Source organism: Phycisphaerae bacterium, from assembly GCA_024102815.1.
Lineage (GTDB): Bacteria > Planctomycetota > Phycisphaerae > UBA1845 > UBA1845 > JAGFJJ01.
Map to the genome: position 1 here is coordinate 92,881 of JAGFJJ010000069.1, position 12,901 is coordinate 105,781.

Genomic DNA, 12,901 nt, shown 5'->3' on the forward strand with positions numbered 1-12,901 from the left:
TCGACGCTATGTTTGAACGTTTCACCGACCGGGCTCGCAAGGTGATGGCGCTGGCGAATCAGGAAGCGCAGCGCTTCAACCACGAGTATATCGGGACGGAACACATCCTCCTCGGCTTGGTCAAGGAGGGATCGGGCGTCGGGGCCAACGTGCTCAAGAACCTCGACGTCGACCTCCGTAAAGTCCGCCTCGAAGTGGAGAAGCTCGTCAAGAGCGGTCCCGAGACCGTAACCATGGGCAAGCTTCCGCAGACGCCGCGGGCCAAGAAGGTTATCGAGTACGCCATCGAGGAAGCGCGAAACCTGAATCACAACTACGTCGGCACGGAACACCTGCTCCTGGGCCTTCTGCGGGAAACAGACGGCGTTGCGGCGCAGGTGCTCATGAATCTCAATCTCCGTCTGGAGGATGTGCGCGAGGAGGTGCTCAATCTGCTCGGCGCCAGCGAAGAGGCGGAAGAGGCCGGAGCCGTGCCCGGCGGCGAAACCAAGAAAACCAAGAGCAAGACCCCGGCGCTGGACTCCTTCGGACGCGATCTCACGGAAATCGCCCGCCAGGGCAAGCTCGATCCGGTCATCGGCCGAGCCAAGGAGATCGAGCGAATCATCCAGATTCTCTGCCGTCGCCAGAAGAACAACCCCGTTCTACTCGGTGAGGCCGGCGTGGGTAAGACGGCCATCGTCGAGGGACTGGCGTCTCGAATTGTCGCCGGTGATGTCCCCGAGCTTCTCGCCGAATATCGCATCGTCGTCCTGGACCTGGCCATGATGGTGGCCGGGACGAAGTACCGCGGGCAATTCGAGGAGCGGATCAAGGCGGTGATGAACGAGGTTCGCCGAGCGGGCAATGTCATCCTTTTCATCGACGAGCTGCACACGCTGGTCGGCGCCGGTGGAGCGGAGGGGGCGATCGATGCCTCCAACGTGCTCAAGCCTGCCCTATCTCGCGGTGAAATCCAGTGCATCGGTGCGACGACGCTGGACGAGTACCGGAAGTACATTGAAAAGGACAGCGCCCTGGAGCGCCGCTTCCAGCAGATCATTGTCGAGCCGCCCAGCAAGGGTGAAACCGTCGAGATTCTCAAGGGCCTGCGAGACCGCTACGAGGCGCACCATCGCGTTCAGATTACCGATACCGCCATCGACTCGGCCGTCGAGCTCTCCAACCGGTACATCACGCGTGTTCAGCCGGACAAGGCCATCGACGTGATGGACGAAGCCGGTGCCCGCGTGCGCCTCAAGACCATGACCAAACCGCCGGACTTGACCGACCTCGAGCGCGAAGTGGACAAGCTCTCGGCGGAGAAGGACGAGGCAGTCAAGAACGCCGACTATGAACGGGCGGCGCAGATTCGCGACCAGATCGATTCCATCAAGCTCAAGAAGCGGACGCTCCAGCGCGAGTGGCGCGACCGCAGCAAGGAAATTGAGGGCGTCGTGGACGACGAGGTCATCGCCGAAGTGGTGAGCTCCATGACGGGCATTCCGCTCAAGCGATTGGGCCGCGATGAGGCCGACCGATTGCTGAGCCTCGAAACCGAACTCCACAAGCGCATTGTGAGCCAGCAGGAGGCTGTCGCGGCCGTCTCGCGCGCCGTGCGGCGTAGCCGCAGTGGGCTCAAGGACCCCAACCGGCCGATGGGCAGCTTCATTTTCGTCGGTCCGTCGGGCGTCGGTAAGACGTACCTGGCTAAATGCCTGGCCGAGTTCATGTTCGGCGATCCGGATGCGTTGTTCGTCATCGACATGTCGGAGTACATGGAGAAGCACAACGTCTCCCGCCTGATCGGTGCGCCGCCGGGGTATGTCGGGTACGAAGAGGGCGGGCAGCTCACGGAACGTATCCGCCGCCGTCCATACTCGGTGATCCTGCTCGACGAGATCGAGAAGGCTCACCCGGACGTTTTCAACATGCTGCTTCAGATCATGGAGGAGGGCCGATTGACGGATTCGTTCGGCCGGCACGTGGACTTCAAGAACACCATCCTGATTATGACCAGCAACGTGGGCGCGCACCGCATCACGCACCAGGAGGAGTTCGGCTTTCAGAAGCGGACTGAGGAGATTTCGTACGGCAAGATGAAGGAAACTCTTAAGACAGAGCTCGACAACTACTTCCGTCCGGAGTTCCTCAATCGCCTGGACGAGGTCATCGTGTTCCACAAGCTAAATCACGAAGACATGGTCCATATTCTCGATCTGGAACTGGACAAGCTGGCCAAGCGTCTGGCCGAGCAGAATGTGTCGCTGGAGGTCACGCCGGAGGCGAAGGACCACCTGATCGACATCGGCACGGACGAGAAGTTCGGTGCCCGACCGCTCCGCCGCGCGATCGAGCACCACCTGGAGGACGCCCTGTCCGAGGCCATGCTCCGCGGTGAATTCGCCGGCAAGAACCGTGTGTTGGTTACACTCCAGCCGCCGAGCGAGGAAGGGCAAAAACCGACGCTCAAGCTGGAGGGAATTGCCGCGGATACGTCGCAGGGCGAGCCCGTCGGCGCCGGTCACGGTGAAGGTACGTAGGTCGGCCCCCCAGCTCAGGGGAGCATGGGGAATCGAGTTCCCGAAGGACGACTTTTTGCCTGCCCAGGGGGCCCGCATTTCGGGCCCCCTTTTTTCAGCGCTGTTTGAACAAGTCCCGGGCGGCGGCTCGACAACTATCCACAGAACAATCGAGGGCTTTCGATGGCAGGCGCATTGGCAACGACGCTCTGGAACATTAACAATCTGCCGCCTTGACCGTCATAGGTAATTCCCCCATTGCTGGAGGGGCGGACAGGAACAATGCAGTCGCACGCGCTGTAGTTGTTTCAACGCTGATACGCGGCTACAATCGGGCAGTCCATCCGTTACGCGTCCATTCCCTGGGGATGCGTCCGTGATACATGGCTTTCACAAAGAGCGGGTCACCGGTGCAGGCTGTCAAAAAAGCGGCCCGGTCTTCCGCGCGAATAGGGCGGGATTTCTGCCTCTGCGATTCTGCAATTGCATCCTCCAGTCCGGCAGTCATCACAGCGTCACCGCAATGATCCTGGGAGCAGTCCTGACTTCCGGGATCTTTCCCGCGCCCGCCTTGGCGCGCGTCGAGGTCAATGTCGACCGCGTGGGCTGGCCGCTGATGCGCCTGGGCGACGCCGTCCGGACCGGCACCTGGACGCCGGTCGTCGTCACGGTGTCCCTTCTCGACCAACCGACATTCGACGGTACCCTCCGCGTGCGCCAATTGGATGCCGACGGCGACGCGGCATATGACGCCGTCGAGGTCCACCTGCGCAACGAATCGGGCAGTGCCCAGCGGTATGAGCTGTATATGTTCGCCCAGCCACGACGAGGCGAGGCACGCTTCAGCGTGGAACTCTATGACCAGGACGGCAAGGCGGAGCAGTTCGTCTCGCAGGGTGTTCTGACCATGCGTGCGACACCCGCCCAGCAACCCGCAATCGTGGACGACAATGATGTGGTCGTCCTGTCCGTCTCGCGCGAGGCCATCGGCCGGGTCCGCGATTTCGTTGACCCGGACAAGAGTCGGTTTTTCGATCAGGCGCCATTCATCGGGCACGTCAGCCCGCAGGAAATGCCGGATCTGTGGATCGGTCTGGAAGCCGTGGACTGCATCGTCTGGGACGATGCCAGGCCGGAGGACCTCTCCGACCGGCAGTTGCTGGCGCTGATCGAATGGATCCGGCAGGGGGGCACGCTGTTGATCGCAGCGTCGCGCACGGCCGGTTCGCTCGTGCTGAGTGACCGGCTTGCCGAGATCCTTCCGGCGGATATCGGCGACGTCGTGGTCGTGGATAATTTGCCGGACGTGCGACTCCAACTCGTCGGAGCACCGCGGCTCGGTGAGCAAGCCGTCGATCCGGGCGAGTGGTACAACAACCCGTTTCCCAGACCGATTCCGGTTGTGCGATGTACCGTGCGCAGCGGGGCGTTCGTGGTTGCCGCCGAGTCAGGTTCGGCGGCGCTCGAGGGGCAACGACTTGTTCAATCGGATGTACTCACGGAGCGAGAGCTCGGCCGCGGGCGAATTGTGCTCAGTGCGGTGGCCCTGAGCGATCTCTTTTCCGGCGAGGGCGAGCCCATCGACTTCTTCGCCCGGATATTCCAATTTCGAGAACTGGGGAGCAGTGACGAAGTTCACCCGGCGACCGCTTCGCTCTTTGATCGTGTGGCCGGATACGTCTCCTTCGCCACCCGGGCGAGCGCGTACCTGTTGCTGGCGGGCATGGCGTCGGCGGCCTACGTCCTGGCCGCAACATTCGGATCCTGGACGCTACTTCTGCGCCGCGGCTGGCAGCGGCACAGCTGGACGGTCTTTGCCATGGTTGCCGTGGCGGCAAGCGTGCTGGCCATTGTCGTGGTCAACGGGATGCGCGGTTTCGGCGAGCGATTGCACCAAGTGACCGTCGTAGATGCGAATGCGGATGGCGGACGCGCTTTTGCCACCGTCCTGTTTGGGCTGAAGACCAGCACGGATAAACGCGTGGACGTGTGGCTTCCCTCGGACGTGCTGGGTGCCCGCGAGCCGGAACGGACGGATTGTTTTCTGAGGCCCATGCCCGCAACGGGAGATCCGCTGGCGACGCTTTCGCGCTTCGCCGACCCGGACGAGTACCGGGTGCTTCCGGCATCGGCTTCCATGGAAGATGTACGTATTCGCGCTACGCTCAAACAGTTTGAAGGGCGATGGACCGGATTCCTGCCCGGAAAGGTGGGGGGAAACGTTACGATCCAGCGCGGACAGATCACGCCAGACAGCTACATCGTCAATCAACTCGGTGTCGACTTGTCGCAGTGTCTCCTGCTCCAGGCGCGCGTCCCGCCGAACAGGACCCGCGCCATCCGGGATACGATGATCCAGGTCTTCGAGATTGGTGACCTGCCCTCGGGGCCGCAGCAGGTCTCACTCAGCGAACGCGCGTACCGGCCCAAACCAACCGAAACGCTCCGCGCCTTCCTGCGCCGCTCCATGTTGCACGATTACCACGCCGAATGGAGTCGTAGCTTCACGGGACTGCTGGGCGGGATGGGCTCTGCGGCGCGGGGTGCCCGGCCATTCCTGGTCGGCGAAGAACGCAAGGCGCTGCTGCTGCTTTCTACCGTCGGTGAGTTTGACCCGGTGCATTTCAAGGGCGCGCTGGATTGGGGCGGTACGGCGACCATTTCGCGGGACCGTCTGCGCTGGCTCGATCTTTCGGATCGGCTGGATGTCGACTCGGTTTACCTGATTGGATTCGCCGACGATCCGGGTCCGGCGCGGCTCTTCATGCGCGAAGGCCGGCGTCCGTATCGCCCGGTCGGGCCCGACCCGCGGAAGACGCTCACGGCCTATCGCATTCGCATTCCCGTCAACAATCTGGGTACCGGCCCCTTGCCTGAGGAGGACAAGTCGGACGAAGATGTCGACTCGCTCATTGATCGTCTAAGCGGAAAACCGGCGGAATCGAAACCGTGATCGTACAGACCATCAATCTGACCAAACGCTACGGTAAGCTCACCGCACTGGACAATCTGCACCTGCAGATCGAGGACGGGGAGTGTTTTGGCTATATCGGGCCCAACGGTGCGGGCAAGACGACCACGATCAAGATTCTGGCGACGCTGCTCCAGCCGACCTGGGGCGAGGCCCGCATCTGCGGTCATGTGATCGGATATGAATCCCGAAAGATCCGCCCGCTGATCGGTTATGTGCCGGACTTCTTCGGTGCCTACGAGGACATGGTCGTCCAGGAATACCTCGAGTTCTTCGCCAGCGCGTACAACATCATCGGCAAGCAGCGGACCCAGGTGGTCAACGATGTACTCGAACTGACCGACCTCGTGTACAAGCGGGACGCGCTGGTCGATTCACTTTCCCGCGGAATGCAGCAGCGCCTCAGCATCGCCCGCGTGCTCCTTCATGATCCGAAGGTGCTGCTGCTGGACGAGCCTGCCAGCGGACTGGATCCCCGCGCGCGAATCGAGATTCGGGAACTCCTTAAAGAACTCCGCCGCATGGGCAAGACGATCATCATCAGCTCTCACATTCTTCACGAATTGGCGGAGCTATGCACGACCGTCGGCATCATCGAACAGGGGAAGCTGCTGTTCCACGGAACGCTGGAGGAAATCATCCATCGCGCAAGGACGGCGACCAAGGTGCACGTCCGCGTGACCGAGCAGCAGGACCTCGCGGCACAATTGCTGCAGAAGACAAGGGGGATCAAGTCGGTCGAGCAGCTCAATGGCCAAATACTTGTCGAACTCGAGCGACAAACGCATGACTTCACGCCCCTGATCAAGCTGCTGGTCCAGAACAATTTCCGGGTGCGGGAAATCAAGGAGGAGGAGGTCAATCTCGAGACAGCCTTCATGCGGTTGACCAAGGGCATGGTGCAATGAACATGTGGAACGGATGGGAGAGGGAAGCTTCAAATTGATTGGCTTCCCCATGTGACCGTCGATCGCGCGGCGGCAAGAGTCTGCCTGATTTACGGATTGAAGTTGAATTTTCGCAATCCGCAATGAACGCCGTTTTCCATCGTCTCTCGGTCTGGTTGTGGCATCTGCTGCCCGCGAATCCCATTCTGGTGCGCGTGGTACACGGTGCATCGCGTCGCCCACGACATCTCTGGCTGCGAGCGGCCTATCTGGCAGCCTTGCTCGTGGTGGTCTTGTTCTCACTGGTCTCGTCGATGAGTGGTCGAACCGGGTCACTGAGTGAACTGGCGAAGGGTGCTTCGCGTACGTTCGAATTCGCATCCATGGCGCAACTGGCGCTGATGTGCTTTCTTGCCCCGGTATTCACCGCGGCGGCAATTACGCAGGAACGGGACGCCCAGACATACAATATCCTGCTGTCCACGCCGCTTACGAACGGACAAATCGTGCTGGGCTCATTGATGAGCCGTCTTTTCTTCGTGATCGTGCTGCTGCTCGCCGGGCTTCCGATTTTTCTCATCACCATGGTTTACGGTGGCGTTACGACCTCGCAGGTGATCGAGAGCTTTGCATTGTCCGGCGCGACCGCCATTCTCACCGGATCCCTGGCGATCTTCGTGGCCATGATGCGCGTCGGCACGCGGAGTACGATTTTCTCATTCTACCTGCTCATTGCGCTCTATCTCGTCAGCGTGTATCTGCTGGGGTACTACTGGCAGCCCTCATGGATGGAGGAGTCGGCGGCGAATCTGGATGGGCGGCGGATGAGTTGGCTAACGCCGCTGCACCCGTTTCTCGCCTTGGACGTTTCGCTCAACCGCGTCTACGCTCCGCCGCTCGCCCATTTGGGCGATTACCCCCGATGGGCAACATGGGCTCTGGCGTTCCCTGCGGCGGCCTATGTGACCTGGACGCTCATGGCGGCGTCACTGCTCTATTTCGCAAGCCTGTACTTCGTTCGTCGTGGAGCGAAGGTGGGAGAGATGACCCTGATGAATCGGATCTTGGGCCGGTTCACACGGGTCGCGGGAGACGGCGAACGGAAGCGCGCCCCGCGTTCGGTATGGTCCAATCCGGTGGCGTGGCGGGAGGCGCGAACCCGGGCGGGCGGGGGGGCGGTGCTCCGCTGGGCCATCATTCTCGGCGGTATCGGCGGGTCGCTGATGCTTTTTGTGATGTACGTCAACGGCAGTCTCACGGCCGATGAGGTGCGCGGTTGGCTCGCCAAACTCATGGTCAGCCAGTTCGCCATCGCGCTTATCATTGCCACGAACACCGCGGCGACTTCCATGACCAAGGAGCGCGAATCGAAGACGATGGACATTCTGCTGACCACGCCGGTGACGAGTCGCTATATCCTGTGGGGCAAGCTTCGCGGGCTGGTGAGCTTCGCCGCACCGTTGCTTCTGGGGCCCGTTGTTGTGGTGATGCTGTTCGGAGTCTACGGGCTGTTCCAATCCGAATCAGCGACCTCCAGCCCCGCCGCCTGGATTGAGGTCGCGCCCCTCATGGCCGCCATGATGGTGATCTATACCGCCTGTGCTTGCGTGATCGGCCTGCGCATTTCGCTGGTCAGCCGCAAGAATGTCACGGCGGTGATGTACAGTGTCGGCGCCATCGTGCTCCTGTGCGGTGCCTCGTGGGCACTCGGGAACCAGATCGTCCGCAACTCCGGCGGCGAATTCGGCGCCTTTCTCGCCCCGTTCACTCCTTTTACTTCACTCTGGTACGTGACCGATCCTTCGGGCTTGTTTGATTCAGCAAGTGAGCTTGCCAAGCGCGCCCATGCGGCGCGGACCGCGGCCGTCATCGGGAGCGCTATCGCCTTCGGGCTATACGCATTCGTTGTCTGGAGCGTCTACAGCGGCCTGGTGCGCAACTTCGACATGATCGTGCGGAGGCAGTCGGGGACGTAGGAAACCGCGTCGAAGTGGCCCCTTCGTGCCTGTCCGGCGCCTCCCCGGTCGATGTGGGTAAGCTAGGACTTTACCCGAACTGCCAGTAGCGTCTGATCGTCGGCGGGTTGGGCGTCGCCGGTAAATCCGATCAGCTTGTTGGTCACGCAGTCGATGATGTGCTGGGCGTTGGGTACGTCCTCACGGACACAGCTCAGGAGGCGGTCCCGGCCGTACATTTCGCGCCGGTCGTTCATCGCTTCAGTGATCCCGTCGGTATAGAGAAGCATGGTGTCGCCATGCTGCAAAGTTGTATCGCGCTGGACGTACTCGTGGTCGGCGTCAACGCCAAGCGGCAGCGCTTGGGCTTCATCAAGCTCGCGGACCCGGATCCGGCGATCGACGACCAACGGGGGGTTGTGCCCCGCGGAGGCGTAGGTGAGACCACGATCGCCGGATCGGTAAATGCCGTAGAACGCGGTGACGAACGCGCCGTCGTCTCCCATGCCGTGGGCCATGAGCTGTCCGTTGACATGCCGGAGCATGTCAGCCGGAGTCCGGTCGGACATGCAGGACGAATGGAGGATCGTTCGAATCATTGACATGACCACCGCAGCCGGCGTCCCATGACCGCTGACGTCGGCGATGAGCAAGCCCCATCGGTTGCCGCCGAGATTGAAAAAGTCGTAGTAGTCGCCTCCCGCTCGGGCGGCGGTCACGTACGAGACGGCCATCTCCAAACCCGGTATTCGTGGAAGCACGGGCGGAAGCAATGCCCGTTGGATTCGGCCCACCTGCTTGAGTTCGCGATCGAGCGCGGTGTAGGCGTCCTGCAGTTTTCTCGAAAGAATGAGCGAGCTGGTGGCCCGGCCGAAAAGATTGGCTTGGAGCAGCGCATCCGCCAAGCGAAGATCATCGAAATGGGCGGGGTCCGGTGACGTCCGCACCACCATGTTGAGCGCCTCACCGCGCTCGTAAATGGGAAGGGCCACCGCGGCGCGCGCATCCCCGACGTAGGCATAGGCCGGGTCATCGGGAGGGACGCAGATGTCGCGCAAGCGTTCGGGCCTGGCGTTTTCGAGGAAATGGCCCAGGAGACCGCCACAAAGGAGCGGCAATCGGTCCGGTTGCAGCCAGGGGTTGATATCCTCGTTCCAACGCGTGCTGCGCGTGATGCGGTAGTAGGGGGGTTGAACATCGCGACGGCTGATGGCCACCATGTCGCCGCCGGGGTAGAGTTCCGCGGCCGCGCGCCGAAAAACCCCCACCAGTTGCTGCGGGTCCTCTTGGAGGCTCATTTCCCGGACCATATCGGTCAATGCGGCAAGCTTCTCTTGGTCCGAACGGCCGTTTCCTGCATCGATGCCGAACGGAGGCGGTCCCGAGTCCTTCGATGAGCCGATCCTTGGGAGGTTTCCCATGCCCGGAGCGTAGAGAACCAGAGCGGGAATGTCGAGAGACGGAGGCGTCCGGTCGATCCGGCTGGGGCCTTCGTTGACCGGATTGTACAACACGAAGTATGATCCTTGCGGGTCGACTGAACGGTTATGCGCCATTCCATACGCTCGAACACTCCGAACGCCGCGTCCGCGGGCCACCGTGACCCGCGTCCGGCCGCGACCAACGCCGGCACGCCCGATGTGCGCGACCAGGAACGAGCGATCCTCGTCGGCATACTGCTCCCGGACACCAAGGCCGATCTGCGGGACCCGCTTGGCGAGCTCAAGGCACTTGCGGAATCCGCGGGTGTCGCGATCGCCGGACAGACCATCCAGAAGCGAACGGCCTACGCAGCCGGACACGCGATCGGCAAGGGGAAAATCGAGGAAGTCGCGGAGTTAATCCAGGCCGTTGGGGCAAATTTGGTCATTTTCGACAATGACCTTCTTCCCCGCCAGATTCGGAATCTGGAGGAAGCCTGGCGCGTCAAGGTCATCGATCGTACGGAACTGATCCTGGACATTTTTGCCACCCATGCTCGATCCCGGCAGGCACAATTGCAGGTCGAACTTGCCCAACTTGAATACACGGCGCCGCGGCTGCGGGGCATGTGGCAGCACCTGGAGCGGGTGGCCGGCGCCGGCGGAGGAACGGCGGCCGGGGCGGTGGGCGGTGTGGGTACACGTGGTCCGGGTGAGCGGCAGATCGAGATCGACCGCCGGCTCGTGCGTAAGCGCATCTCTCATCTGCGGGAACAGCTCGCGGAGATCGATCAGCGCAAGATCAGGGAGGTGCGTGCCCGTCGGGATCAGTACACCGTTTCCGTCGTTGGATATACGAACGCGGGTAAGAGCACGTTGATGAATCGCCTGACGCCGGCCGGGGTCTATGCCGCCGATCGGCTATTCGCGACACTCGACACCAAGACCGCCAAGTGGGATCTCGGCGACGGTCGGTCCGCGCTGCTCAGCGACACGGTCGGTTTTATTCGAGATCTGCCGCCGACGCTGGTGGCGTCATTCAGAGCGACGCTCGAGGAGGCTATCCACGCCGATCTTCTGCTTCATGTCGTTGACATTTCGTCGCCGGTGGCTTTTGCGCAGATGCAAGCCGTTGACGAGGTACTCAAGAGCATCGGCTGCGACACCATCCCGCAGATTACCTTGCTGAACAAGGTTGATTGTATGGACGACGCGTCGATGGCGGAGCTCCTTGCCCGCCATCGTCGCGAATGCTGCCTGCGCATCTCGGCCTTGACCGGGCAAGGAATGGACGAACTTCGGCAAGAAGTCCTTCAGCGGATGCAGGGGCGCGAGCTAACGGCGGTCGTGCAGATGCCCTACAGCACGTCCGGCAAGCTGCTGGCTGAATTGCAGCGCTACGGCGAGGTTGGGGAGCGTCGCTATCTTGAAGACATGGTAGAGGTCGATCTTCGCATCAATCGCGATCAGTTTGCGCAGCTTCGGGCCCGCTACCATGATCTTGTCGCCAAGGAGGTTCGCGCTGAAGGGCAGGTTGGTGATCGAGCCGCTTCGCAAGAATGCGATGGGCCTAATCCTCCGGATGGATCGGCATCGCCGTGAGGCGCTGCGTGTCCATTGCGATTCCTGTGTTGGTTATGGGTGCTGTCCTGATTGGTTCAGCGCAGCCGGCCCGGCCGGCGGGGTTGCAGCAACAATCGAAAGATGTCGAAGCAGCCGATTCAAATCAACAAGCCGATACCATAACGACCTCCGTCGATCTCTCCCTGGAAGTTGGGGGACGCGCCTCCGGACTTGTCGTCGATTTCAATGACGAGGCCATTGTGTTCGTATCGGACGGCACGCCCCAAGTGCTCGCGTGGGATGAGATCGACCCCGGTTCCGCATTCGTTGCCATGCGCGATTTGCTTGCCATGCGTCGTGGCGGGGCAGACCGACTTCAGGCTGATGACTTCATTCATCTCGGCAAATTCTGCCTGAATAACGGCCGAACGGATTTGGCCACTCGGTCGTTCCGCCAAGCGTCGGATTTGGATCCCGGCGTGGAACCCCACGTTCGAGCGTTACTCGACGCGTACCGGGATGAGCGCGAAAACGCAGGGTCTCGTGCATCCCCGATCCCCGTGCCGGCCCTGGATGAACCGGAATCCGGCGAGCCTTCGATCGCCGCAGACGGCGAGGGCGAGGCGCCGGGTCGTTTCCCCGAGATCGAGTTCGCCGATAAGGATCAGCATTCGCGGGCGATCTCGCCTGAAGATCGGCGACGGATACTCACCGCCTACCGTAAGTTTGGTGAGAGCGTCCAGAAGGCGCTTGGCAGGGATGTTCGACTCGTCGAGACGGAGCACTTCCTGATCTGGACCGATTGGGAGCCCCCCAGCCATCCGCGCCTGGCTTCATGGTGCGAGGCGATGTACGCGGCGCTTTGTGCGCAGTTGGATTTCGACCCGCACGAGAATGTTTTCCCGGCCAAATGCCCGGTTTTCTGCTGGCGGTCGCGCGTGATGCTGAAGCGCTTCGCGCGGCTGTTCGATGACTACGATGCCGGTGATGCCCTGGGATATACGCGCTCCATTCCTGGCAAGGGACACGTTCATGTGGTCATCGCTCGCCAGGGGCAGACGCAGCGAGCCTATGACCGGTTTGCATGGACGCTGGTGCACGAGGGCACGCACGCGTTCATGCACCACTATCATTCCGACCGGCTGATTCCCCATTGGATCAACGAAGGTCTGGCCGAGTTGATTGCACAGCGGGTACTCGGCCGACGATGTCCTGCCGCCGCCAAGGCCGACCTGCTGGCGCGACAATACGCCCGTTACGACTGGTCACTTGGGGGTATGCTGAAGAATGCCGGTCCGATTGAGGTCCATCAATATCCTCTTGTCCACAGTGTCGTTGCGTTTCTGGAGTCACGGGGACGACGATCCCTGAGCGATCTTGTCCGAGCGCTCAAAGAAGGCCGAACTATCGCCGAATCGCTTGCGGAAAGCTATTCTGGATGGACGATTGGCGACCTGGAATCCGCGTGGCGCTCGGCAGTTCGCGACGGCTGGGCGGTCCCGCGAGAATGATGCAGTCCCGCTCCCGTTAGGTCCGATGACAGGATGCAGATGGGTCGGCACGGGCTTTGCCGATAGCGATTGCCTGTTGGAATTGGAAATCG

7 protein-coding genes are annotated in these 12,901 nt (G+C 61.6%); 6 read left to right on the forward strand and 1 reads right to left on the reverse strand.

All coding sequences use genetic code 11. The features are described from left to right. Positions 1-8 precede the first annotated feature (8 nt). The 4 genes from J5J06_16615 to J5J06_16630 all read left to right on the forward strand — a co-directional run bounded on the left by J5J06_16615 (position 9) and on the right by J5J06_16630 (position 8,335). Positions 9-2,522 carry an ATP-dependent Clp protease ATP-binding subunit gene (locus J5J06_16615; protein ID MCO6438718.1) on the forward strand — a complete coding sequence of 838 codons (2,514 nt, stop codon included), beginning with the start codon at positions 9-11 and terminating at the stop codon, positions 2,520-2,522. 355 nt (positions 2,523-2,877) lie between these two features. After that, on the forward strand, positions 2,878-5,454 hold the full coding sequence (locus J5J06_16620; protein ID MCO6438719.1) for a hypothetical protein: 2,577 nt from the start codon (positions 2,878-2,880) through the stop codon (positions 5,452-5,454). Then, positions 5,454-6,380, forward strand: coding sequence for an ABC transporter ATP-binding protein (locus J5J06_16625; protein ID MCO6438720.1), 927 nt, complete (start codon positions 5,454-5,456; stop codon positions 6,378-6,380). Before J5J06_16620 ends, J5J06_16625 begins: the two co-directional genes overlap by 1 nt. Positions 6,381-6,502: 122 nt before the next feature. Next, positions 6,503-8,335, forward strand: coding sequence for an ABC transporter permease subunit (locus tag J5J06_16630; protein MCO6438721.1), 1,833 nt, complete (start codon positions 6,503-6,505; stop codon positions 8,333-8,335). 62 nt (positions 8,336-8,397) lie between these two features. On the opposite strand, the gene J5J06_16635 is transcribed toward J5J06_16630, so the two are convergent. Further along, positions 8,398-9,828 (reverse strand): serine/threonine-protein phosphatase, encoded by a 1,431-nt coding sequence (locus J5J06_16635; protein ID MCO6438722.1) that lies wholly within the window; start codon positions 9,826-9,828, stop codon positions 8,398-8,400. Between the two features lie 33 nt (positions 9,829-9,861). On the opposite strand from J5J06_16635, the gene hflX reads away from it, so the two are divergent. Together hflX and J5J06_16645 are read left to right on the forward strand one after the other, a co-directional pair. Continuing rightward, positions 9,862-11,337 carry a GTPase HflX gene (hflX, locus tag J5J06_16640; GenBank protein MCO6438723.1) on the forward strand — a complete coding sequence of 492 codons (1,476 nt, stop codon included), beginning with the start codon at positions 9,862-9,864 and terminating at the stop codon, positions 11,335-11,337. Between the two features lie 8 nt (positions 11,338-11,345). After that, positions 11,346-12,809, forward strand: coding sequence for a hypothetical protein (locus J5J06_16645; GenBank protein MCO6438724.1), 1,464 nt, complete (start codon positions 11,346-11,348; stop codon positions 12,807-12,809). Positions 12,810-12,901: the final 92 nt, after the last annotated feature.

Coding starts and splice junctions, on each gene's coding strand:
- J5J06_16615 (MCO6438718.1), top strand. CDS start 9: ATGTTTGAACGTTTCACCGACCGGGCTCGCAAGGTGATGGCGCTGGCG.
- J5J06_16630 (MCO6438721.1), top strand. CDS start 6,503: ATGAACGCCGTTTTCCATCGTCTCTCGGTCTGGTTGTGGCATCTGCTG.
- hflX (MCO6438723.1), top strand. CDS start 9,862: ATGCGCCATTCCATACGCTCGAACACTCCGAACGCCGCGTCCGCGGGC.